19 protein-coding genes are annotated in these 24,075 nt (G+C 72.9%); 11 read left to right on the forward strand and 8 right to left on the reverse strand.

Annotated elements, in window-relative coordinates:
• Positions 1–44 precede the first annotated feature (44 nt).
• The 4 genes from DEJ43_RS12145 to DEJ43_RS12160 are packed head-to-tail and all read left to right on the forward strand — an operon-like array spanning position 45 to position 6,905.
• Positions 45–2,588 (forward strand): serine/threonine-protein kinase, encoded by a 2,544-nt coding sequence (locus tag DEJ43_RS12145; protein ID WP_071891290.1) that lies wholly within the window; start codon positions 45–47, stop codon positions 2,586–2,588.
• A gap of 2 nt (positions 2,589–2,590) precedes the next feature.
• A complete protein-coding gene (locus tag DEJ43_RS12150) occupies positions 2,591–4,144 on the forward strand; it encodes a PP2C family protein-serine/threonine phosphatase (RefSeq protein WP_041662400.1) in 1,554 nt (517 codons plus the stop codon).
• A gap of 53 nt (positions 4,145–4,197) precedes the next feature.
• A complete protein-coding gene (locus tag DEJ43_RS12155; RefSeq protein ID WP_015033656.1) occupies positions 4,198–5,526 on the forward strand; it encodes a vWA domain-containing protein in 1,329 nt (442 codons plus the stop codon).
• Between the two features lie 41 nt (positions 5,527–5,567).
• A complete protein-coding gene (locus DEJ43_RS12160; protein WP_041662401.1) occupies positions 5,568–6,905 on the forward strand; it encodes an FHA domain-containing protein in 1,338 nt (445 codons plus the stop codon).
• Positions 6,906–6,955: 50 nt separating this feature from the next.
• On the opposite strand, the gene DEJ43_RS12165 is transcribed toward DEJ43_RS12160, so the two are convergent.
• The gene (locus tag DEJ43_RS12165; protein ID WP_015033658.1) at positions 6,956–7,909 is read right to left on the reverse strand and encodes a methyltransferase domain-containing protein; all 954 of its coding nucleotides are present in this window, start codon (positions 7,907–7,909) and stop codon (positions 6,956–6,958) included.
• 85 nt (positions 7,910–7,994) lie between these two features.
• Here DEJ43_RS12165 and DEJ43_RS12170 point away from each other — a divergent pair, with 85 nt between their 5' ends.
• The 5 genes from DEJ43_RS12170 (at position 7,995) to DEJ43_RS12190 (ending at position 16,657) form a co-directional block, all read left to right on the forward strand.
• Complete coding sequence (locus DEJ43_RS12170) at positions 7,995–8,399, forward strand: globin (RefSeq protein ID WP_015033659.1); 405 nt, start codon at positions 7,995–7,997, stop codon at positions 8,397–8,399.
• A gap of 218 nt (positions 8,400–8,617) precedes the next feature.
• Entirely contained in the window at positions 8,618–11,965 is a 3,348-nt protein-coding gene (locus tag DEJ43_RS12175) for an ABC transporter permease (protein WP_015033660.1), read from the forward strand.
• Between the two features lie 38 nt (positions 11,966–12,003).
• Complete coding sequence (locus DEJ43_RS12180; RefSeq protein WP_041662402.1) at positions 12,004–14,841, forward strand: FtsX-like permease family protein; 2,838 nt, start codon at positions 12,004–12,006, stop codon at positions 14,839–14,841.
• Positions 14,838–15,824: an ABC transporter ATP-binding protein gene (locus tag DEJ43_RS12185; RefSeq protein WP_015033662.1), complete on the forward strand. Its 987-nt coding sequence runs from the start codon at positions 14,838–14,840 to the stop codon at positions 15,822–15,824. The genes DEJ43_RS12180 and DEJ43_RS12185 overlap by 4 nt, the downstream gene beginning before the upstream one ends.
• Positions 15,825–15,874: 50 nt before the next feature.
• On the forward strand, positions 15,875–16,657 hold the full coding sequence (locus DEJ43_RS12190) for a hypothetical protein (RefSeq protein WP_015033663.1): 783 nt from the start codon (positions 15,875–15,877) through the stop codon (positions 16,655–16,657).
• A 129-nt stretch (positions 16,658–16,786) separates the two neighbouring features.
• On the opposite strand, the gene DEJ43_RS12195 is transcribed toward DEJ43_RS12190, so the two are convergent.
• The 4 genes from DEJ43_RS12195 to DEJ43_RS12210 all read right to left on the reverse strand — a co-directional run bounded on the left by DEJ43_RS12195 (position 16,787) and on the right by DEJ43_RS12210 (position 20,052).
• The gene (locus DEJ43_RS12195; RefSeq protein WP_015033664.1) at positions 16,787–17,461 is read right to left on the reverse strand and encodes a DUF8185 domain-containing protein; all 675 of its coding nucleotides are present in this window, start codon (positions 17,459–17,461) and stop codon (positions 16,787–16,789) included.
• Positions 17,458–17,880: an acyl-CoA thioesterase gene (locus DEJ43_RS12200; protein WP_015033665.1), complete on the reverse strand. Its 423-nt coding sequence runs from the start codon at positions 17,878–17,880 to the stop codon at positions 17,458–17,460. The genes DEJ43_RS12195 and DEJ43_RS12200 overlap by 4 nt, the downstream gene beginning before the upstream one ends.
• A gap of 2 nt (positions 17,881–17,882) precedes the next feature.
• Positions 17,883–19,547, reverse strand: a complete 1,665-nt coding sequence (gene ettA, locus DEJ43_RS12205; protein WP_041662404.1) for an energy-dependent translational throttle protein EttA — start codon at positions 19,545–19,547, stop codon at positions 17,883–17,885.
• A gap of 214 nt (positions 19,548–19,761) precedes the next feature.
• On the reverse strand, positions 19,762–20,052 hold the full coding sequence (locus DEJ43_RS12210) for an Imm32 family immunity protein (RefSeq protein WP_181399426.1): 291 nt from the start codon (positions 20,050–20,052) through the stop codon (positions 19,762–19,764).
• Between the two features lie 391 nt (positions 20,053–20,443).
• On the opposite strand from DEJ43_RS12210, the gene DEJ43_RS12215 reads away from it, so the two are divergent.
• Positions 20,444–21,631: an alpha/beta fold hydrolase gene (locus DEJ43_RS12215; RefSeq protein ID WP_015033668.1), complete on the forward strand. Its 1,188-nt coding sequence runs from the start codon at positions 20,444–20,446 to the stop codon at positions 21,629–21,631.
• Between the two features lie 202 nt (positions 21,632–21,833).
• On the opposite strand, the gene DEJ43_RS12220 is transcribed toward DEJ43_RS12215, so the two are convergent.
• From DEJ43_RS12220 to DEJ43_RS12230, 3 genes are all read right to left on the reverse strand, one after another.
• Positions 21,834–22,079 carry a hypothetical protein gene (locus DEJ43_RS12220; RefSeq protein WP_041663874.1) on the reverse strand — a complete coding sequence of 82 codons (246 nt, stop codon included), beginning with the start codon at positions 22,077–22,079 and terminating at the stop codon, positions 21,834–21,836.
• A gap of 355 nt (positions 22,080–22,434) precedes the next feature.
• Entirely contained in the window at positions 22,435–22,743 is a 309-nt protein-coding gene (locus tag DEJ43_RS12225) for a hypothetical protein (RefSeq protein WP_015033670.1), read from the reverse strand.
• A gap of 196 nt (positions 22,744–22,939) precedes the next feature.
• Positions 22,940–23,263: a hypothetical protein gene (locus tag DEJ43_RS12230; RefSeq protein ID WP_145953702.1), complete on the reverse strand. Its 324-nt coding sequence runs from the start codon at positions 23,261–23,263 to the stop codon at positions 22,940–22,942.
• Between the two features lie 72 nt (positions 23,264–23,335).
• Here DEJ43_RS12230 and DEJ43_RS12235 point away from each other — a divergent pair, with 72 nt between their 5' ends.
• Positions 23,336–23,911: a hypothetical protein gene (locus tag DEJ43_RS12235; RefSeq protein ID WP_015033672.1), complete on the forward strand. Its 576-nt coding sequence runs from the start codon at positions 23,336–23,338 to the stop codon at positions 23,909–23,911.
• The last annotated feature ends 164 nt before the right edge of the window (positions 23,912–24,075 follow it).

Raw genomic sequence — 24,075 nt, forward strand, 5'->3', positions numbered from 1 at the left:
TGGTGAGCTGTCAGCGTCCTTCGTGCGAGGGTTCGTACGAGGACATGGGAGGCGGCGAGCTGTACTGCGACACCTGCGGGCTGGCCCCGGTGGTCGCGCCCGGAGGTCTCATCGGCGGGGCGCCGACGGGGGTGGCGGTCCCGGGCCGGGGCACGGGTACGGGTACGGGCAGGGGCAGCGGTGTCGGCGGGCCCGACTCCGGTTCCGCGCGGAGCGGTTCGCGGGCGTCGTCGCGGGCGTCGTCGCGTTCCTCGACCTCGCGCCGTTCGGTCTCGGGGCGGCTCTCCCGCTCGCTCTCCGGGGCGTCCACGTCCCGCTCGGTGTCGGTGCGCAGCTCGGGTTCGTCGTCCGGCCAGTCCGCCAGGAACCGGCTGGGCGCCGGTCTGGTCACGATCCCCGAGGTGCCGCGTCCGGACCCTCGGGCGGCGGTCATGGAGAACCCCGAGGTGCCCGAGCGGAAGCGTTTCTGCTCGCGCTCCGACTGCGGTGCCCCGGTGGGCCGTTCGCGCGGTGAGCGGCCGGGCCGCACCGAGGGCTTCTGCACCAAGTGCGGGCACCCGTACTCCTTCGTGCCGAAGCTGCGCGGCGGGGACATCGTCCACGGCCAGTACGAGGTCGCGGGCTGCCTCGCGCACGGCGGCCTCGGCTGGATCTACCTCGCCGTCGACCGGGCCGTCTCCGACCGGTGGGTGGTCCTCAAGGGCCTGCTCGACACCGGGGACCAGGACGCCATGGCCGCGGCGATCTCGGAGCGCCGCTTCCTCGCCGAGATCGAGCACTCCAACATCGTCCGCATCTACAACTTCGTCGAGCACCTCGACCAGCGCACCGGCTCCCTCGACGGGTACATCGTCATGGAGTACGTCGGCGGCAAGTCGCTCAAGGAGATCGCCAACGACCGGCGCACCCCGGACGGCCGGCGCGACCCGCTGCCGGTCGAGCAGGCCTGCGCGTACGGGATCGAGGCCCTGGAGGCGCTCGGACACCTGCACAGCAGGAACCTGCTGTACTGCGACTTCAAGGTCGACAACGCCATCCAGAGCGAGGACCAGCTCAAGCTCATCGACATGGGCGCGGTCCGGCGGATGGACGACGAGGAGTCCGCGATCTACGGCACGGTCGGCTACCAGGCGCCCGAGGTGGCCGAGGTGGGGCCTTCGGTGGCGAGCGACCTGTACACGGTGGCGCGCACGCTCGCGGTGATGACCTTCGACTTCCAGGGCTACACGAACGTCTTCGTGGACTCGCTGCCCGACCCGGACAACATCGAGGTCTTCCGGACGTACGAGTCGTTCTACCGCTTCCTGGTCCGTGCCACGGACCCGGACCCGGCGCGCCGGTTCGCCTCCGCGCAGGAGATGGCCGAGCAGCTGACGGGTGTGCTGCGGGAGGTCGTGGCGCTGCAGTCGGGGCGGCCGCGGCCGGCGCTCTCGACGCTGTTCGGCACCGAGGTGCGGGTCACGGACACCACGCTGTTCGCCGAACTGACGGAGGACGTGTCGCTCCTCGGCGCCCGACGCCGGGGCCGCAAGCAGACCGCACCACCGGCCGGACCACCGGCCGTCCCGCCCGCCGTCCCGGCCACCGGACAGCCCGCCGTCCCGCCCGCCGGGCAGCCCGCCGTCCCGGCCGCCGGACAGCCCGCCGGGCTCGCGGAGTCGCTCGCGCCGCTGGACGCGCCCGCCACCGCGCTCGCGCTGCCCGTGCCGCGCGTCGACCCGGGCGACCCCAACGCCGGATTCCTCGCCGGTCTCGCCGCCGCCGCGCCCGGCGAACTGCTCGCCGCGCTCCAGGCCGCCCCCGCACCCTCCGCCGAGCTGCTGCTGCGCACCCTCCGGGCCCAGCTGGAGCTGGGCGACCTGCCGGCCGCCGCCCACACCCTGGCCGGCCTCGAGCAGCGGGACCCGGACGACTGGCGGGTCGTCTGGTACCGGGGCGTCACCTCCCTGGTGACCGGGGACCACGAGCACGCGGCGCTCGCCTTCGACGCCGTCTACGACGCCTTCCCCGGCGAGCCGTCGCCGAAGCTGGCCCTCGGGATCTGCGCCGAGGTGCTCGGCCAGCTGGACAACGCCGCCGAGTACTACCGCCTGGTGTGGGCCACCGACCCGAGCTTCGTCAGCGCGGCCTTCGGGCTCGCCCGGGTGCGGCTCGCGGCGGGCGACCGCGCCGGAGCCGTACGTACCCTCGAGTCCGTGCCGGAGGCCTCGATCCACTACACGGCGGCCCGGGTGGCGACCGTACGGGCGCGGCTGCGGCGGCGTCCCGCGTGGGAGCCGCTCGGCGCCGATCTGACGGCGGCCGCGGCGCAGGTCTCGGCGCTCCAGGGCTTCGGTCTGGACGCGGTGCGCCGGGAGCGGTTGTCGACCGAGGTCCTCGGGACGGCCCTCGACTGGGTACTCTCCGGGAGTCCCGGTGCGGAACCGGGCGGCGGAACGCTGCTGCTCGGAAGTGAACTGGACGAGCGCGGACTGCGCTTCGGCCTCGAACGCTCGTACCGGGTGCTGGCCCGGCTCGCCCAGCAGGGCGAGGAGAGGATCGAACTGGTGGAGCGGGCCAACCGCTTCCGCCCCCGGACGTGGGTGTGAGGATGTCCCAGAAGCCGAAGCCGTCACACGGACTCACCGCCTGCCCGGACTGCGCGGAGCCCCTGGAGCCGGGTGACCTGTTCTGCGGGGCCTGCGGCCACGACCTGACGGCCGTGGCGGTCGCCGGGGTCGAGCCGGACCGCCCGACCGTGGCCATCGGGACCCCCGTGACCTGGCCGGCCGCCCCGCCCCGTGACCCCGGTTCGCTGTCGACCGCGACCCAGCACCCGGGCGACCTGCCCGGTACCGACTCCGGTGGCCGTGACCTGCCCACGCTGGCGGTGCGCACGGACGGCCCGGTTCCGGCCGGCGCCGACCCCGCCGGGGAGACCACGGCGGGCAGCGGGGACTTCGAGCTCGCCGCGCCGGACCCGCGCGCGGCGGTACGGGCGGCCCCGCACCCCGCGCCGGACGCGAGCCACCCGCGGAACCCGAGCCCGACCCCGCCCCCGCAGCCGAACCACGCGCCGGCGCCGGCCGCACCCGCGGCACCGGCCGTGCCGCCCGCCACACCGTCGGTCCCGGCCGCGCCGCCCATGCCGCCGGCCGCTCCGGCCGTGCCGCCCGCCGCCCCACCGGTCACCGCCGCTCCGGCCGTGCCGCCGGTCCCCGCCGCTCCGGAGGCCGCCGGTGCCGGCCTGTGCGTGGCCTGCCGGGCGGGCCGGGTCGACACCGACGGGTACTGCGAGAACTGCGGGCACGCCCAGCCCCGCGAGCGCGACCACATGGAGCGCGAACTCGACAGCGTCGCCGCGGTCACCGACCGCGGGCTGCGCCATCACCGTAACGAGGACGCGTTCGCCGTCTCGGCGACCACGCTCCCCGACGGCTCCCCCGCCACCGTCGCGATCGTCTGCGACGGCGTGTCCTCGGCGACCCGGCCCGACGAGGCCTCCGCCGCCGCCGCGGAGGCGGCCGGCGCCTCGCTGCTCGCCGCGCTGCCCCGGGGCACCCACCCGCAGCAGGCCATGCACGAGGCGATCGTCGCCGCCGCCGAGGCCGTCAACTCCCTCGCGGACGAGCCGGGTCAGGACGGCGCGGAGCACGATCCGCACCGCCACCGCAACGCCCCGGCCTGCACCATCGTGGGTTCCGTCGTCGCCGACGGACTGCTCGTGGTGGGCTGGGTCGGCGACAGCCGCGCCTACTGGGTGCCGGACGACCGGGCCACCCCGGCCGCCCGGCTCACCGAGGACGACTCGTGGGCCGCGCAGATGGTCGCGGCGGGCCTGATGAACGAGGCCGAGGCGTACGCGGACGAGCGGGCCCACGCGATCACCGGCTGGCTGGGCGCCGACGCGTACGAACTCGACCCGCACACGGTCGCGTTCAAGCCGGACCGGTCCGGCGTCGTCGTGGTCTGCACGGACGGCCTCTGGAACTACGCCGAGGGCGCCGAGGAGATGGCCAGGGTCACTCCGCCCGACGCGGCCGACCGCCCGCTGCACAGCGCCCAGGTCCTCGTGGGCCACGCCCTGGACGGCGGAGGCCACGACAACATCACGGTCGCGCTCGTGCCGTTCACCGTCGCACCCCAAGGGGCAGGATCCGCCTGAGCGGTCGCCGATCCCCGTCCCCTTCACCGCCGTTGTCCGAGGAGCCGTAACAGATGGCGAACTTCTCCAAGTCGACCGTGCCGCAGTTCTCGGTGGACGTCTACCAGAACGAGTTCCTGCCCGAGGGAGGCCGGGACGTCAGCGCCATCGTCACGGTCACCTCGACCGGGGGCGGCACCAGCGGCCGGCAGCTGTCCGCACCGGCGGACGGCGGGGCCGGCGTCGTGATCATGGTCGACTGCTCCGGCTCCATGGACTACCCCGCCACCAAGATGCGCGGCGCCCGGGAGGCGACCGCCGCCGCCGTCGACACCCTGCGGGACGGCACCGCCTTCGCCGTCGTCGCAGGGACGCACCTGGCGAAGGAGGTCTACCCCGGGAACGGCGGCCTCGCGATCGCGGACGCCAGGACCCGGGCCGAGGCCAAGGAGTCGCTGCGCCGGCTGAGCGCGGGCGGCGGCACCGCCATCGGCACCTGGCTGCGGCTCGCGGACCGGCTGCTGTCCTCCGCCGCCCTCACCATCCGGCACGGCATCCTGCTCACCGACGGCCGCAACGAGCACGAGTCGCCCGAGGAGCTGCGCGCCGCGCTCGACGCCTGCGCGGGCCGCTTCACCTGTGACGCCCGCGGGGTGGGCACCGACTGGGAGGTCAAGGAGGTCACCGGGATCGCCTCGGCGCTCCTCGGCACCGCCGACATCGTCGCGGACCCGGCCGCCCTCGCCGCCGACTTCACGGCGATGATGGAGCACGCGATGGGCAAGGGCGTCGCCGACGTCGCCCTGCGCCTGTGGACCCCGGTCGGGGTGGAGATCGCCTTCGTGAAGCAGGTGGCGCCGACGGTCGAGGACCTGACCGGGCGGCGCACGGAGGCGGGACCGCGCGCCGGGGACTACCCGACGGGCTCGTGGGGCGACGAGTCCCGTGACTACCACGTGAGCGTCCGGGTCCCGCAGGCCGCGGTCGGCCAGGAGATGCTCGCCGCCCGGGTCTCGCTGATCGCCCCGGACCCGCTGGGCGGCGATCCGCGGCCGCTGTCCCAAGGACTGGTACGGGCGGTGTGGACGGACGACCTGGCCATGTCGACGTCGATCAATCCGCAGGTCGCGCACTACACGGGCCAGGCCGAGCTGGCGGACGTCATCCAGCAGGGTCTCGATGCCCGCAAATCGGGCGATCACGACGGCGCGACGGCGAAACTGGGCCGCGCGGTGCAGCTCGCGGCGGCCTCCGGCAACGCGGATACGGCGAAACTCCTTTCGAAGGTGGTCGACGTCGTCGACGCGGCGACCGGTACTGTGCGTTTGAAGGCGAAGGTCGCGGAAGCGGACGAGATGACACTCGAGACCCGCTCCACCAAGACCGTTCGCGTCAAGAGGTAGCCCGGCCACCGGGCCGGACGACGAGAGGGGGAAGCACCGACATGCCGACCTGCCCGAACGGACACCAGTCGGTCTCCGACGACTGGTGCGAGGTCTGCGGCCATCGCATGGCCGGGGCGGGTGCGCCGACGGGTGCCGTACCGCCGCCTCCCCCGCCGCCGCCCCCCGCGTACGGATATCCCGGCCCCGACGGCCCCGGCGCCCCGGCCCCCGGTGGCTACGGCGGCCCCGGCGGTCCCGGCGGCCAGGGCGCTCCGCCCGCCGCCCCCGGCGGCTTCGGCCCCGGTGGCGACCCGAACGCGACGGCCCAGGCGGAGCTCTGCCCGCAGTGCCGGACCCCGCGCGAGCACATGGCGCCGTTCTGCGAGGAGTGCCGCTGGAACTTCCTCACGAACACGGCGACCTCCTACACGCCGCTGGCCCCGCAGAACGTCCCGTCGGCGCAGCGCCCGCAGGGCCCGCCGCCCGGTCTGAACCTGCCGCCCGGCTTCCAGTCCACGCCGCCGCCCGCGCAGAACCAGCCGCAGGGCCCCCCGCAGGGACCGCCGCAGGGCCCCCCGCCCGGGCAGCAGCCGGACCCCTTCGGCTACCAGGGTTCGCGGCCCTCGCAGGTGAACCGTCCCGCCGAGCCGCTGGGCAGCGACCCGACGCACCACCAGGCCCCGCCGCAGCGCCCGCAGGGGCAGCAGCCGTCCGGCCCGCCCGGGCAGCAGCCCCCGGCCTTCCTCCAGGCTCCGCCCGCGCCGCCCGGGGCCCCGGCCCAGGCCTCGGCGCCGCCCGCGCCGCCGCAGCCGCGCGCGGACGACGACTGGGTGCTGTCGCCGCCCTCGCAGCACCAGCCGCCGCAGCAGCCCCAGCACCAGGCGCCTCCGCAGCACCAGGGACCCCCGCAGCACCAGGGACCGCCCGCGCCCCAGCAGCAGTTCCAGGGCCCGCCGCAGTCGTTCCAGCAGCCCCAGCAGCCCCAGCAGCCGCTGTCCTGGACCGCGGTCATCGGCCCTGACCGCGAGTACTTCCTGGCGATGATGCAGCGCAGCGGCCCGGAGGCGACGGGCCTGAACCTGCCGGCGTACGCCCCGGACAAGCACCTGCCGCTCCAGGGCAACCAGATCTCCATCGGCCGCCGCCGGCACTCCACCGGCGAGTCCCCCGACATCGACCTGTCGGTGCCGCCGGAGGACCCGGGCGTCTCGCACCAGCACGCCGTGCTCGTGCAGCAGCCGGACGGCTCGTGGGCGGTGGTGGACCAGAACTCCACCAACGGCACCACGATCAACGGCGGTGAGGAACCGATCCAGCCCTACGTCCCCGTCCAGCTCCAGGAGGGCGACCGGGTGCACGTCGGCGCCTGGACGACGATCACCGTCCGCCGGGGCTGAGCCGGACCCGCCGGGGCTGAGCCGGACCCGCCGGGGCCGGTCCACGCCCCTCACGCGTCGGGCAGGGGCCAGGCGTACGGCCCTCCGGGGTCGTCCAGCCAGGCCCACTGCCGGTCGCCGCTGACCGTCACACCGAAGCGCTCCCGCCCCGGCCGCCCCTCGCGCAGCCAGAGCGAGAGCGCTTCGCTCCTGTCCAGGGCCGGATCGACGAGGCCCTGGAAGAAGCGGAAGCGTTCGTCCCCCGCGGGGCCGTGGCGCGGGGCGCGGGCGGCGGCGCCCCGGAGCGCCACGAAGTACGCCGAGGTCGCGAGGAACCGTCCCTCGGCGCGGCCGCCGTCCTCGACGCGCAGCAGCAGGAGCCCGGTGGAGAGCGGCGCGAGCACCAGGGCGCCGGGGGCGCACTGGGCGAGCCAGGCGTACGGCACCGAGGGCACCGCGCAGGTCGCCACGATCCGGTCGTAGGGCGCGCGCTCGGGGCAGCCCCGGGCGCCGTCGACGGCCACGACGGCCGGCCGGTACCCGGCGGCGGCCAGATGGGTCCTGGCGGACTCGGCGATCTCCTCGTCCAGGTCGACGGTGGTGACGTGCTCCTCGCCGAGGCGGTGGCAGAGCAGCGCCGCGTGGTAGCCGGTCCCGGCGCCGATCTCCAGGACGTCGTCCCCGTCGCGGACGTCCAGGGCGCGGAGCATCAGCGCCATGAGGGAGGGCTGGCTGGCGGAGGAGACCAGTTCCCCGTCCCGTACCCGGGTGGCGATCGCCGTGTCCTCGTACGCCCCGCGCAGCCAGCGGGCCCGGCGGGCGGGATCGGGGTCGCCGGACCAGAGCCGCTCGTAGCCACTGGTGCCGGGGACGTAGTAATAGGGCACGAAGAGATGGCGCGGGACCTCGGCGAAGGCCGCCCGCCAGGCGGGATCGGTCAGCTCGCCCGCCGCCTCGACCTCCCGCACGAGCGCCCGTCGCGCCCGCGCGCCGGCCTCGGCGAACTCGTCCCGCCGCTCACCCATGACTCCACTCTCGCGCCGCCCGGGGGCCCCGGCGAGCGGTCCTGGACCTCACGTCCTAGGGCCGGCCATCTGAGACGATGGAACGGTGAACGAGATTCCCGGGGAAACAGTGCAGGAGCAGACCTTCTACGAGCAGGTCGGCGGCGAGGAGACGTTCCGCCGTCTGGTCCGCCGCTTCTACGAGGGCGTCGCGGCGGACCCGCTGCTGCGTCCGATGTACCCCGAGGAGGACCTCGGCCCGGCGGAGGAGCGTCTCGCGCTCTTCCTGATGCAGTACTGGGGCGGTCCCCGCACCTACAGCGACCACCGCGGCCACCCCCGGCTGAGGATGCGGCACGCGCCGTTCACCGTGGACCAGGCCGCCCACGACGCCTGGCTCCGTCACATGCGGGCGGCCCTGGACGACCTCGGCCTGGCCCCCGAGCACGAGCGCGAGCTGTGGCGCTACCTGACCTACGCGGCGGCCTCGATGGTGAACTCGGCCGGCTGACGCCCCCTCACCCCCGTACCCGCCCCCCGTGCCCGGATCGGGGCACGGAGGGACACATTCCGGAGTCCGAACCCCGAATAACGGTCACGATCGCATCAAGGTCGGCCCGCAAGCGGTTTCCAGCGGCACATGCACTCTGAAAGCATCCGAGAGAAGTTTCGGGAGCGTTCGGCAGATGTTCGACGTGCGCACCGCGATCAGGGTGGCCAGGGGGACGGGTGACGGGGTTCGTATTTCTGCGCGTCAGGGCGCACCGGCTGCTGCTCGCCGCGGCGCTGCTCGCCGTGCTCCTGACCACCTCGGTGCTCGCCACCCTCGCCTCGTTCTCCGGGGCGATCGGGGACGCGGCGCTCCAGGCCGGCCTGCGCGGCCGGTCCGCGGCCGCCTCCTCGCTCCTGGTGAGCGGGCAGGTGCCCGCCGCCAAGCGGGCCGACGCCGAGGAGGCCGTCCAGGAGGGGATGCGGAAGTCCTTCGACGGACTGCCGGTCACCGTACGACGGCTGGAACGCTCCGGCCCGTACGCGCTGCCCCGGAGCCTCAAGGCCGCCGCCGCGCGCGGCGGTGACCCCGACCTGACCCACTTCGCCGCGCTCGACCGCTCGCGGCTCTCCCTCGTCCGCGGCGCCTGGCCCTCCGCCGCCCGGACCCCCGGCCTGATCGAGACCGCGCTGCCCGAGGAGGCCGCGCGCCGGCTGCGGGTCGGCCCCGGCACCGTACTCGACCTGACCGACCGGCTCGACAACCGCACGGTGAAGGCCCGGATCACCGGCGTCTACCGGCCCGTCGACACCGCCGACCCGTACTGGCAGCTGGACCCGGCGGGCGGCCGCGGCGTCCGGACGGTCGCCTTCACCACCTACGGTCCGCTGCTCGCCGACCCCGCCGTCCTCACCTCCGGGGCCCTGACCTCCGGCGAGACGTCCTGGCTCGGCACCGCCGACTTCACCGGCTTCACCACCGACCGCATCGACGCCGTGCGCGCCGCGGCGACGGAGGGCCCCAAGGCGCTGGCCGCCGACACCACCCGCTTCGGTACGACCATCTCGGCCGCCACGGCCCTGCCGACCGTCCTCGAACAGACCCAGCGGGCCCTGCTCGTCTCCCGCTCCACCCTGCTGATCGTCGCCGTACAGCTGGTGCTGCTCGCCGCGTACGCGCTGCTGCTCGTCGCCCGGTTGCTCAGCACCGAACGCTCCGGCGAGACCGCGCTGCTGCGGGCCCGCGGCGGTTCGCGGCGCCGGATCGCCGGTCTCGCCGCCGTCGAGGCGCTGCTGCTCGCGCTGCCCGCCGCGCTCGCCGCCCCGCTCCTGACCGGACCGCTCACCCGGCTCTTCGCCGCCCGCACCGAACTCTCCTCCCTCGGCGTACGGCTCGACGCCACCCCGTCGCTCCAGGTGTGGCTGGTCGCCGCCGCCGTCGCCCTGTGCTGCGCCGGGGCCGTCGTCGCACCCGCGCTCGCCGCCGGGGACGGCTCGGCCGTCTCGCTGCGCAAGGCCCGCTCGGCCGCCCTGCCCGGGCCCGTGCGGGCCGGGGCGGACCTCGGTCTGCTGGCCGTCGCCGCCGTCGCGTACTGGCAGTTGCAGCGACCGGCAGCAGCGGGCGGCGCCCTCGGCGCGGACGAGCCCGGCGGCGGCTCCGTCGACCCGGTGCTCGTCGCCGCGCCCGCCCTCGCGCTGCTCGCCGGCACCGTCCTGACGCTGCGTCTGCTGCCGCCCGCCGCCAAGCTGGCCGAGCGGCGCGCGGCGAGCGGCCGCGGTCTCTCCGCCGCGCTGGCCGGCTGGCAGTTCAGCCGCCGGCCGCTGCGCGGCGCGGGCCCCGTCCTGCTGCTCGTCCTGGCCGTGGCCATGGGCATGCTGGCCGTCGGCCAGAGCAACTCCTGGGACCGCTCACAGCGCGACCAGGCGGACTTCCGGGTCGGTGCGGACCTGCGGGTGCTGAGCGCGGGACCCGGCGAGCCCACCCAGACCGAACAGTTCGGCGCCGTCCCCGGGGTCCGCGCGGTCGCCCCGGTGCACCGCACCTCCATGGACACCGCCGGGAAGAACACCACCGTCCTGGCCGTGGACACCCGCAACGCCGCCGGACTGCGGCTCCGCTCCGACCTCGCCGACGTCCCCGTCCGCTCCCTGCTCGCGCCGCTCGCCCCCAAGGCCGTCACGCGCCCCGGCCTCCCGCTGCCGGCCGGCACCCGCACCCTCGCCGCCGACTTCCGGCTCGCCGAGCCGAAGGGCGACGCCCGGGTCACCGCCGTCCTCCAGGACCCGAACGGCGTCCCGTACCGGCAGGCCCTCGGGAAGGTCCCCGCCGACGGGCGGACGCACCGGCTGAGCCTGGACCTCGGCTCACTGGCCGCCGCACCCGGCACCGAGGGGAACCGCGGCTCCGCCGGGCTCCTCACCCTCACCGGCCTCGAGCTCACCGGCTCCGTCGACGGCGGCGGCGGCGGCCAGACCCTCCACGTCGAGCGCCTCACCACCGTCCGGGCGGACGGCGGCGAGCAGACCCACGCCCCCGGCAAGGTCCTCGCGTCCTGGGCCGGATCGTTCCAGCAGACCGCACACGGCGAACCGCGGGAGCCCGTGCCCACGTCCGGCGTGCCCGGCGCCCCCGGGGCGGGCGGCCGCCCCGCGCCGTACGCCCTCGCGTTCGCCCTGACCGGCGCCCCCGCGGACGACCCGTTCGCGGTCACCGAGGAGTTCACCCTCCGGATGACCGCCCCCGGACCGCCGCTCCCCACCCGCGTCCCGGCGGTCGTCACCGAGAGCTTCCTGCACGCGGCGGGCGCGAAGCCCGGCGACCGGGTCGAGGTCTCCGTCGGCGGCCGCCGCGTCAACGCCGTCGTCGACCGCGTCGTCGACGAACTGCCCGGCACCGGACCCGGCGCCCAGGCGCCCTCCCCGACCGGCGGCGCCGCCACCCCCGACGACGGCGGCACGATCCTCCTCGACCTGGCCACCGTCAACCAGTACCTCGCCACCGACGAGGCCTCGACCGTCCCGCCCACCGAGTGGTGGCTGACCGTCGCCCCCGGCCGGTCCGACGAGGTCGCCGCCGCCCTGCGGGCCCGCCCCAACGCCGACCCCGCCCAGGTCCTCGTACGCGACGAGGTCGCCGCCGAGCTCCTCGGCGACCCGCTCGGCGCCGGCCCCAACGCCGCCCTCATGGCGGTCGCCGCCGCGGCCGCCGCACTCGCCGCCGTCGGATTCGCCGTCGGCTCGGCCGGCGCGATGCGGGAACGCTCCGCCGAGTTCGGGGTGCTGCGGGCGCTCGGCGCGCCGCGCCGCCGGCTCGCCCGGCTGATCGCCGCCGAACAGGGACTGCTCATCGCCATCGGCCTGCTCGTCGGCATCGGACTCGGCACGGTCCTGGCCCGCGCCGTCGTCCCGCTCGTCGTCCTGACCGGCCAGGCCACCCGGCCCGTCCCCCCGGTCCTGGTCGAACTCCCCCTCGGCCAGGTGGCCCTGCTGCTCGCCGGCGTCGCCGCGCTGCCGCTCGCCATGGTCGCCGCGATCGCCCTGCGCCGCACCGATCCGGCCGTGACCCTGCGCCACCAGGGGGACAACTGATGCCCGGCACACCCGCCGTACGCAGGAAGGCACCCGACATGCCCCGGTCCCGGTCCGACAAGCCCGCCCGCGCCGTGGCGCCCTGGGTGCGGACCCGGCTGCGGACCGCGCCCCGGGCCGCGGCCTTCCTCGCGCTGCTCACCCTCGTCACCGCCTACCTCGCCGCCGCGCTGCCGCGTGCCGTGGACGCGTACGAGACGGAGGGCCTGCGGCACGACATCCGGACCGCCGCGCCCCGCGACAGCGTCCTCGAACTGACCGCCGAACCGCCCGGCCTCGAACTCCCCCCCGCCACGCGGGAGGCGGGCCTCGCCCCGGCCGTCCTGCGCAAACAGCGCGACGAGGCCCGCGCCCTGCTGCCCGACCCGCTGCGGACCGACGCCCGGCAGAGCGTCCACGGCGTCCGTACGGTCAAGCGGGTCGAGGGCACCGACCCGTGGCTGCCGCGGCCGGACGGAATCGACCCCCAGTTCGTGCTCTCCGCCCCGTCCGACCTGCCCGCCCACTCCACCCTGACCAAGGGCCGGGCCGCCGCCGGCACGGCCGGGCGGCCGGAGGCCGTGGTGACCGCGCAGACCGCCGAGAAGCTGCGTCTCAAGCCCGGCTCCGTCGTCCACGTGCCCGGCAGGGTCAGGGCGGAGCCGATCGCCGTCACGGTCACCGGGATCGTGGAACCACGCGGCCCCGAAGGCGCCTACTGGGCCGTGGAACCGCTGCTCCGCACCCCCGCGCTCGCCGCCCTCGTCTCCCAGGAGGTCAAGTACTACTGGCAAGCGGCCCTCCTCCTCTCCCCCACCTCGGCCCCCGCCACGCTCTCCACCACAGGTGAACCGGAGGTCTTCTTCCGGTACATGCCCACCACCGGGCACCTCACCGGCCGCGACGCCGAACAGCTCTCCGCCGCCCTCTCCTCCGCGTCCGGCGGACCCGACCTGGTCAAGCTGCGCGAAGTCGTGGGCCCGACCGGCGCGCTGAACACCGGCCTGGACGGAATCGTCGACTCGTACCGTTCGATGCGCGACGCGATCACCCCGGTCGTCGCCGTCGCCGTCTTCGGGATCGGCGCCGTCGCCGCCGTCGTCCTCGCCATGACCGGCGGCCTGTTCGTCGCCCGCCGGGACGGCGAACTCTCCCTGATCCGCTCCCGCGGCGCCTCGCTCACCGGCATCGGGCTCCGGCTGCTCGGCGAGACGACGGCCGTGGTCCTCCCGGCCGCCGCGGCCGCCCTGGCCCTGGCCGTGCTGACGGTACGGGGACCCGGCGACGGAGAAACGGCACCGGACGCCGTGGCGGGCGCCGCCGCGTCGAGCGGCATCCCGCTGCTCCCCTCGGTGCTCGCCGCCGCCCTCGTCGCCCTGCTCGCCGCCCTCGTCCTGCCCCTGCGGGCCGTCGTCCTGCACCGGCGCCCCCGGCTGCACGGCGGCCGCGACGACCTGCTCACCGCCCGCCCCTCCCGGCGGCGCACCGTCCTCGAACTCACCCTGATCGTCCTCGCCGTGGGCGCCGTCGCCTCCCTGCGGCTGCGCGGCACCGACGACGCCGGGGACCACCTGGTGAGCGCCGCCCCGGTGCTCGTCGGCCTGATCGCCGCCACGCTCCTCGTACGGATCTATCCGCTGCCGCTGCGATGGGCCGCCCGCCCGGCCCGCCGGCTGCGCGGCGCCGTCGGCCCGCTGGCCCTGGCCCGCGCCGGACGCTCGTCCTCGGCCGGCACCCTGCCGCTGCTCGCGCTCGTCCTCGCGCTGACCACGGCCGCCTTCGGCGGATCCGTCCTGGCCGGCGTCGCCGACGCCCGCGACCGGGCCGCGCTCCTGTCGACCGGCGCGGACGCCCGGATCGACGGCTCCGTCGAATGGACCCCGCTGCCCGCCGGCCTCGCCGAGGCGGTACGCGGCACGCCGGGCGTCCGGGACGTGACGCCGCTGCAGATCGAGTACGGCGTGTCGCTGCCGTCCCACCAGGGCACCTCCGCCCAGCCGATGAGCTCCCCGCTGGTGGGCGTCGAACCCGACTCGTACACCCGGCTCGCGGCACGCACCGGCTTCGGGCCCTTCCCCGCCGCACTGCTCGCCTCGACCGGCAAGGGCGGCAAGGAGGCCGCCGCCGACACCGAGCGGGTGCTGCCCGCCGTCGCCTCGCCGTCGGTCGCCGCGCGGCTCGGCAGCGCACCGCAGGAGGTCGTGACCGCGGCCGGAGTCTTCCGGGTGAAGGTCGTCGCCGTCCGGCCGACCACCCCGGCCCTCTCCGGCGCCGACTTCCTCCTCGTCAACGCCGCCGACCTCACCCACCGCGCGTCCACCGCGATGCTGGTCACAGGACCCACCGACGGCGCCGCGCTGCGGGCCACCGTCAAGGCGAAGTCCGACGCCCTCCTGGTCTCCCTGCGCACCGAGGAACGCGCCACCTACGTGGACTCGCCGCTCCAGTCGGGCGCCGAGCGGATGTACCTCGGGGCGATCGGCGCGGGCGCCGGGTTCGCCGTGGTGGCCGTGCTCCTCTCCCTGATGCAGAACGCGCCGGAGCGCACCACGCTCCTCGCCCGGCTGCGGACGATGGGCCTGACCCGGAAGCAGGGACGGCGGCTGCTCGGCCTCGAAGCACTGCCGCAGGCGGTCCTCGCCGCGCTCGGCGGCACCCTGGTCGGCTGGGCGACGGTGCCGCTGCTCGCCCCCGGCATCGACCTGTTCCGGCTCGCGCTGGCGACGGCCCCGGGCCTCGCCCCGCTGGACAGCGCGCCACTGCGGGCCGACCCGTGGTCGCTGCTCGTCCCCGCCGTCGCGGTCGTCCTCATCACGGGGGCGGCGGCGGCCGGACAGGCCTGGTGGGCGGGGCGCAGGGGCTCGATCAAGGAACTCAGGGCAGGAGACGCACGATGACGAAGACCGACACGTCGAGCCGGGCCGCCGCGGCGGGGCCCGCCGCAGGCCCCACCACCCTGGAGGAGCTGGAGCGGCGCGTGACCGCGCACCGCGACCGGCCCTCGTACGGCCATGACGCGCTCATCGCCTGCGACCGGCTCGTCCGGATCTTCACCACCGACGGGGTGGAGGTGCAGGCCCTCCAGGGGCTCGACCTCCTCGTCAAGGAAGGCGAGTTGATGGCCCTGGTCGGCGCGTCCGGCTCGGGCAAGTCGACGCTGATGAACATCCTCGCGGGCCTGGACGTGCCGACCGCCGGCGCGGCCCGCGTCGCGGGCTGCGACCTGCTCGCCATGGACGGCAAGGCCCGGCTCCGCTACCGCCGCGAGGTCGTCGGCTTCGTCTGGCAGCAGACCGCCCGCAACCTCCTCCCCTACCTGACGGCCGCCCAGAACGTGGCCCTGCCCATGCAGTTGAAAGGCCGCGCCAAGCAGAAGACCGAGCGGGCCGAGGAACTCCTCGCGATGCTCGGCATCGCGGAGATCCGCGACCGGCGGCCCCACCAGCTCTCCGGCGGCCAGCAGCAGCGGGTGGCCATCGCCGTCGCCCTCGCCAACAACCCCGCCGTGCTCCTCGCCGACGAGCCGACCGGCGAGCTGGACTCCGCCACCGGCGAGCAGGTCTTCGCGGCCTTCCGCCGCGCCAACGAGGAACTCGGCACGACGATCGTGATCGTCACCCACGACCAGGCCGTCGCCACCGAGGTCCGCCGCACGGTCGCCATCCGCGACGGCCGCACCTCCTCCGAGGTGCTGCGCCGCACCGAGGTCGACGACCAGGGCAAGGAGTCCCTGGTGGCCCGCGAGTACGCGATGCTCGACCGCGCCGGCCGGCTCCAGCTCCCCGCCGAGTACACCGAGGCGCTGGGCATGGAACACCGGGTGGCCCTGGAGCTCGAACAGGACCACATCGGGGTGTGGCCGGACGACGCCGAGCGCTGAGCAACCGAACACCGCGCGCCGGACGTCCCCACGGCCAGGGGGTGATGTCCATGTCGGCCACGGATACGGGGAGTTCGACGCGTACGGGAAAGTGGACGGCCACGATCCTGCCCGCCGCCTGCACGGTGGCGGTCTACGCCTGGGCGGTCTGGTGCTTCGGGTCCCCGGCCGCGCCGTCCACCCCGGTCGCGGTCGCCGTCGGCGCGGCGGCGATCCTCGTCGCGGCAGTGGCGTACTACCTGCTCGTCGACGGCGTCGTGGGCTTCTGGGGCGCGCTCGCGCTCACCGGCGGGCTGCTGCTCGCGGTGGCCTCCGCCGACCAGTCGGCCGGCCGAAGCGCGGTCGCCGACTGCGTGGTCGTACGGGTCTGGGCCGAGACCCGGGAGTCGTTCGGCGAGGGCGGCGCCGAGAAGACCCTGCACCACCACACCCTGCGCTGCCCCGGCGGATACCCGGCCACCCTCGCGGAGGACCGCCGGGTCGCCCCGGACGGCGGGACCGTACGGGTGGCCTACGACCCACGCCGCCGGGTGGGCCCGGCGGTGGAGGGCTCCACGTCCCCCTGGCGCCCGGCGCTCCTGGCGGCACCGCTGCTCGCGGCGGCGACGGCCGGGGCGTGGCGCTTCAGCAGAGCGGACCGCCAGGCGCGCCGGGAACGCCGAGAGCGCGAGGAACGGGAGGCCCGCCACGGCCCGTCGAGCCGCCGCCCGCCGGGCGGGGGCCGCGGGGCGGGCGGTGAGGAGGGGTGGTCGGTGCGGGGGCGTGGGCGGGGGTGGTGGCTCAGGCGCGGGCGGCGACCTAGCGGGGGCCGGCGACCCAGGCGCGGCTGGTGACCCAGGCGCGGGCGGCGACCCAGGCGCGGGCCGATGGTCGCCGGCCGGGGGTCATCCGAGGGTCCCGGGGGTCCCGGGGGTGGCGGAGGTCATCCGCGGATCCCCAGGGTCATCTATCGGCCCCCAGGGTCACCCGTGGGTCCCAGGGGTGACGGTCAGCGTGAGGGGGGCCGTGCGGAGGGCGATGGAGCCGTAGGGCGTACGGAGGCGCAGCCAGGACCCGGAGGCGAACAGGGCGACCGGGGCGTCCGTCGCGACGGGCGGCAGGAAGCCCAGGGACTGGGCGGCGTGCACGGCTCGCAGCGGCAGTCCGGTGGTGCCGAGGGTCCGGGACCAGATCTCGCGCCCGATGCGGTCGCGCTCGCTCCTGGTGCGCCGCTCCTCGGGCAACTCCTCGTCGCGCGAGCGGAATTCGGCGACGGCGGCGGCGACCGCGCCCCGCATCCCGGCGGCGTCAGGCAGCCCGGCGACGGGCCGCCAGCCGGAGCGCGGCGGGAGGACACCGGTCCACGGGGGCCCGGTCACGGAGTCGGGGACGACGGCCTTCCCCGCCGACTCCTCGATGCCTTCGAGGAGTTCACCGGCGGAGACGGTGACGTCGAGCTCGACGTCGTCGACGAGGCGGGCCGTTCGGACGGCCAGCACCTCGAAGGAGGCCGGCCGGCCGAACACGGCCAGCGCCCCGCCGCCCGCCTGGAGGCGGACGGCGGCGGCCCGGTCGTAGTGGACGAGCCGGGTCAGGAAGGCGGCGAGGGCCGCCGCCTCCCGGGCGTCGGCGAAGTGCAGCGGCGCGAGCACGGTCATGCGGCGGACGTCATCCCGTCGTCGACGTACTCCTCCAGGAAGGCGCGCTCCTCGGCGGAGATCCGCCGGGGCCGCTGCTCCTCCAAGTCGAACGGGACGACGACCGTCGAGGCCCGTACGTAGGTCACGTCCGGGTCCTTGATCTCGTACGCGATCGTCAGCGACGCCGCGCCTATCTTCGTCACCCAGGACTCCACGGTCACCGGGGCGTGCCGGTGGACCAGCGGTCGCACGTAGTCGATCTCGTGCCGGGCCACGACGGACCCGCCGGAGAACGAAGGGGAACCGTCCCCCGGCGCCAGCCGGAACATGAAGTCGATCCGCGCCTCTTCCAGGTACCGCAGAAAGACGACGTTGTTGACGTGCCCGAAGGCGTCCATGTCCGACCAGCGCAGGGGACAGCTGTAGATGTGGCGCACGCTCAGCCTCGGGTCAGCTTCTTGTACGTGGCACGGTGCGGACGGGCCGCGTCCGGGCCGAGCCGCTCGACCTTGTTCTTCTCGTACGACTCGAAGTTGCCCTCGAACCAGAACCACTTCGACTCACCCTCGTACGCGAGGATGTGGGTGGCCACCCGGTCCAGGAACCAGCGGTCGTGGGAGACGACCACCGCGGCGCCCGGGAACTCGAGGAGCGCGTTCTCCAGGGAGGACAGGGTCTCGACGTCGAGGTCGTTGGTCGGCTCGTCGAGGAGCAGCAGGTTGCCGCCCTGCTTGAGGGTGAGCGCGAGGTTCAGGCGGTTGCGCTCACCGCCGGAGAGCACGCCGGCCGGCTTCTGCTGGTCCGGGCCCTTGAAGCCGAACGCGGAGACGTACGCGCGGGAGGGCATCTCGACGTGACCGACGTTGATGTAGTCGAGCTCGTCGGAGACGACGGCCCACAGCGTCTTCTTCGGGTCGATGTTGGAGCGGCTCTGGTCGACGTACGAGATCTTGACGGTCTCGCCGACCTTGATGGAGCCGGAGTCCGGGGTCTCCAGACCCTGGATCATCTTGAAGAGCGTGGTCTTGCCGGCGCCGTTCGGGCCGATGACGCCGACGATGCCGTTACGCGGCAGCGTGAAGGAGAGGTCGTCGATGAGGACCTTGTCGCCGAAGGCCTTCGAGAGGTTCTCGACCTCGACGACGATGGAGCCCAGACGCGGGCCCGGCGGGATCTGGATCTCCTCGAAGTCCAGCTTCCGCATCTTGTCGGCCTCGGCCGCCATCTCCTCGTAGCGCGCGAGACGGGCCTTGGACTTGGCCTGACGCCCCTTGGCGTTGGACCGCACCCACTCCAGCTCCTCCTTCAGACGCTTCGCACGCTTGGCGTCCTTCTGGCCCTCGACCTTGAGGCGGGTGGCCTTGGTGTCGAGGTAGGTGGAGTAGTTGCCCTCGTACGGGTGGGCGCGACCGCGGTCGAGCTCCAGGATCCACTCGGCGACGTTGTCGAGGAAGTACCGGTCGTGGGTGACGGCGACGACGGTGCCGGGGTACTTGGCGAGGTGCTGCTCCAGCCACTGCACGGACTCGGCGTCCAGGTGGTTGGTGGGCTCGTCGAGGAGGAGCAGGTCGGGCGCCTCGAGGAGGAGCTTGCAGAGCGCGACGCGGCGCTTCTCACCACCGGAGAGGTTGGTGACGGGCCAGTCGCCGGGCGGGCAGCCCAGGGCGTCCATGGCCTGCTCCAGCTGGGCGTCGAGGTCCCAGGCGTTGGCGTGGTCCAGGTCCTCCTGGAGCTTGCCCATCTCCTCCATGAGCGCGTCCGAGTAGTCGGTCGCCATGAGCTCCGCGACCTCGTTGAAGCGCTTCAGCTTCCCCATGATCTCGGCGGCGCCGTCCTGCACGTTCTCCAGGACGGTCTTCGACTCGTCGAGCGGCGGCTCCTGGAGGAGCATGCCGACGGTGAAGCCGGGCGACAGGAACGCGTCACCGTTGGACGGCTGCTCGAGGCCCGCCATGATCTTCAGAACGGTGGACTTACCGGCACCGTTCGGGCCGACCACACCGATCTTCGCGCCCGGCAGGAAGCTCAGCGTCACGTCATCGAGGATGACCTTGTCGCCGTGCGCCTTGCGCGCCTTGCGCATCGTGTAGATGTACTCAGCCAAGAGAAACCGTCCGGCAAAGAGTGAGTGGGCAGATACACCCCATCTTGCCTGACCGCCACCCCCGGGTGCGAACCAGTAGGCGGGGAGCCCGCTGACCTGCACGTTCCCGGATCACCCTCGTAGCCGACCTGTCACCGTTGGTCGCCAGCGGTCACCCCTGAGCCCCCTCCCACGGCCCAGCGACGGCCGCCCGGCAGCCCGCACGCCGGCAGCACTACTCCGCGTCGCTACGCTCCAGCACCAAGCCGACGGACCCGTCCTCCAGCCCGTTGCTGTCTTCGAGGTGGAGGTGAGCCCCATCGGGGACGCCATCACCGGCCAGCACCAGCAGATGCCCAGCCAGCGTCCGGAGGCCGGCCGCGTTCGCCTCGATGACAACCTCGCCCCCGAGGTCCCGCACCTCGATCCGCGCGTCCGCGTCCCACGTGAAGACCAGCCCGGCACCCTTCGCCACGACTGTGACGTGGGTGCTCTCCGTCGGGGCACTACTGGATTCAGGGTTCATACCGCCCATGATGACGCCGACCGCACACGACTCCGGAGGCCCCGTGTGGATCAGAAGTCTGCTCAGGGCGGAGTCCACGAGGGGGACGCCGAGCCTTGTCCGTCCACGAATTGGTCGCATCTCGCGGTAGGCGTTGCTTGGCCTGACTCGGTGGTGACGTGGAACAGAGGCTGCCCGGCTGATTCCCGCCGGGTACACCGCCCCCTGCGGTCGCCCAGAATCCCTTGGAATCACGTCCACCCCGTCGACCTCACGTTCCGAGGACGCGTTCAGAGAGGTCGCACCCAGCTTCGACCTGATTCAGGGGTGGTGAACGCTCAGCCCCTAATCCCCGCGCGCATCCAACCACCTCCAGGCTTAGACTGAGACTAGTCCCCACTGGAGGTTCGCGGTGGTGCTCTCCCTGATTACAGAGCCAGCACGAGGGTACGATCCCTTCCTTGAGGATAACCCTCCGGCAATCTGGACGTTCGCGGGTCGCCTGTTGGGCCTAGGTATCCAAGTGAATGGTGGAGCTTCCACTCTGGACGATATCGCCGAGGAAGCCGAGATGATGGAATTGCCGCATCTTAAGGTGGACTCCATCAATGAAGTGGCGACAGCCCTACAGGAAAGCGCATATCTGCTTGACTACCTGCACCTTAGGGATAAATCGGCTTCCCCGGCTGATATTGCCGCAAGCTCCCGAAAATTGTGGGACGCCACCAAGGACCAAGATATCCCGGCAGCGCTCGCCTTGCTCAGATCTTGCCTTCGGCACAGAAACCCCGCAGTGCGTACTGCGGCTGCCATTTCCCTGCTGCCACTCACTCAAGAAGAAGAAACACGCTTCCATGTCACCGGAATCGAGACTCAAGCTATTTCGTCTATTCTAGGCTCGGCAGGGGCTAGCAGTGACCCAGGGGTCCGTGAGCTGGGTGTAGCCGCGACGGGGATCACACCTCCACCGTCTATGGCGGGAGCGGCTCCGAAGCAGCTCGGCGTGCCGAGCGTCTCTTTTATCGTTCATGGCACTGCCGCCTACTCGAATGACTGGTGGCGGCGGGGTGGCGAATTTCACCAATACCTCCTGGATGGACCCAAGCCTAATATCTACAATGATCACAGCCCCTGGGACTGGAGTGGATCAATTCGCGACCGTGACCGCAGGACGGCAGCTCGGCGTTTTGCGGAATGGTCAATAAAAGAAAAGGGGGTTAGGAGATATGACGCATTGATTGGCCACAGCTACGGTGGTGCTGTGATTCTTTACGCAACCCAGTATGGGGTTGAGGCGGACGCCGTGATACTACTCAGTACGCCTGCCCGCCAATATGATCCCGAGTGGTCAAATGTTGGTTTCTGCAAATCTCTGCGACTCAAGTGGGATGTTGCACTTCTTGCGGACGCCATCGTGCATGGTCCTTGGGGTCAGAAGGTTAGGCAAAGATTTACAGATTCGCGCATCGAAGAGCTGGAACCGCTCTCAATATTTTACGACCATGCAAGTACTCATGACCCCAAAGTCTGGGAAGCCCATTCAGTCCCTGAATTGATCTGGCCCGAGGTCGCCAAGGTCGAATACGGGAAAGCAACCTAGGAAGGCATGCACGCCGGCGAACAAGGTTTGCAATTCGCCCTCATCCTGATCGGGCCGATCATGGGGACTCTGGGACCTCGCCCAACGTGATCCGCATGTCGTCTGGCCTGCCGCTGAGGCTCGGCGTCGATCGCCGAGATTCGCACTCGTTGGTGTCAGCCGCTGATGCCATCGCCGGACGGCAGCCGTGACCAGCTCTGGTCTACCCCTCGCCACCACCCATGGCATGGAGCAAACGTTGCCGTGTCTGGTCCAGGCGACCGAGATAGTCCGGCATGAAGACTTCAGGCAGCGTCGTTTCCAGGGGCCTTGAGATTGCATCGATCGCAGACCAGACCGCGCGGTCGGGCACGAGCTTGCCGGACTCGATCGTGACCTCGTAGAGCCAGTCGGACAGGACGAACGCCTGGCCGCGTGTGAGCTTGATGAGCACCGGCTCTTCGTCCACGCGGTCACGGTACGCGATGTTGACGACGCGCTCCTCAACCACAGCGAGGCCCGCACCGACGCTGAGCGACCACACCGGCTGGCACCACTTCGCGGCAGCAGCTGCTCCCCGCCTGCCCCTCCCCGGAGCTGCGGTCGCCTCACGCTCCCGGCATCCGTGACGGCGGGGGCACGGCGCCCCGCCCTACTCAGGCCCGGCAGTCGGTCGGCCATGCGCAAGAGGCCACTCCTCCCTCGCCGCTGGCCGTCTTTGGGTCGCCCGTCCCGGCCGCAGTCGGCAACGCTCGTGGCTACGCGTGCCATGTGACGATTGCCGTGCTTGAAGGCCTGCTTCTGCCGCCTATCAACCCGAGCTGTCAGGCGTGCGGACGGCGCTCGGGCTGGAGCGGAGCGTAGACAGGAGCACAGGGACGGGCCGCGCGCCGCGCCGTGCGCGGGGGGTGCCTTGATGAAGTAGAAGTACTCTCACCGCTCGGCTGGCTGGGCTCGCTTCGGAACTGATCAAGCAAGGCGAAGAACAGCTCAATGGCTGGCGTGTTGGTGGTCTCGGCTTCGCGCTCGATCTCTCCCGCCCGGCCCAGGGAGGGAAGGGAGCCATTGCGGCGGACCCGCTCCAGGAAGTCGTAGACGTTCTCGGACTCACTCAGCGGCTTCGGCATCGTCATACGGACCGCTCCAGGAGGTGCTGGCCGTCGTGGCTGCGGACGTAGGGACCGCCTTCGTTTGGCTACGGTTGAGGCTCGCCGTATGAGAGCACAGAACAGCCTCTCGCTAGCAGCTTTCCCGCTGATGAAGGGTCGTCTGCTGGCGACCACTCCTCCCGCCGTCTCCGCTGGGGCACCCGACTCGACATCCGCCCCGTCAAACGTTCAAGTTGAAGCCGCGGTCCTGAATCACTGGGAAGGCTTGCTGTGCAGCGGCAAGCCAGGCATCGATCTCATCGTGGGAGGACCGGATGGCGCTGATCAGTTCCAAGAGCGCGTCCAGCTTCTGCCTGCCGACGTTCTGGCGCAGTTCCTCAAGCGAAACTTCCTGGTACGGCATGCTCAGCTGCCACCAGAAGCGCATCAGGTAGCGGCACTCCTGCGGCTCCCGGTCGTCCGCGAGGCGGCTGTGAACCACGGCTTGGACGCACCGCCGCTGGTCATCATCGCGAAAGCCATCCCTTAGGTCAGTCAACGTCACGGCCGGACAGTACCAATCGCGCACGGCGGGCAGGATGCCACCGATGTCTCTCACGGTCAGTCAGGGGGTTCCATGGGAAGCGCACTCATCGGGTTAGCCGCTGCGGTGGTCGGTGTGACAGGCACGCTCATCGCATCCGTCCTGTCGCAGCGCCTGCTAGGCCGGGTTCAATCGGAACAGTTCGAGCGCCAACAGCAGGTCGCTGCAGCCCACTGGCGCCGCGAGCAGCAGGTGGCCGAACTGAACCGACGGCGTGAGAGCTACATGCAGGTCAATGCGTCGTTCCGGCGCTATTGGACGCATCTCATGAACTTCCTGTGGACCGTGCACAAGGGAGTTGTCACGCCGGAGGCCCGGGAGGTGCTCGAAGAAGCCCGACGCGATCACCACTCAGTCTTCGCTGAGGCTCAGCTCATCGCGTCCGCAGCAGTTCTAGCCGAGTTGGATGAGATGACGACGGCGCTGTCCGAGGTCTACCGGCGGACCATGTGCCTGGAGGAAGGGAATCCCGACCCCGATGGATCCTTTGACGACATAAGGACCGAGTTCGTTCGGCTATGGGAGCAATGGGAGACCATGCGGGGTGTGATGCGCGCTGACCTGGGTGTCGGGGACAGCGCCGGTGAACGGCTGGCAGTCGGGACCTGACAGCTCTCCCCACGCCACCCCCGGGCGGAAACAGGGGCCCGGACGTGCGACGACCCCGGACGCTGGTGCGGTCCGGGGTCGTGCGGGGGTCACGGGGCGTGTCCGGTGTGACGCGGATCACCCTGTGGGCTCAGGCGGTGTCCCGGTGCCGGCGGGGCCGGCAC

Source organism: Streptomyces venezuelae ATCC 10712, assembly GCF_008639165.1.
GTDB lineage: Bacteria > Actinomycetota > Actinomycetes > Streptomycetales > Streptomycetaceae > Streptomyces > Streptomyces venezuelae.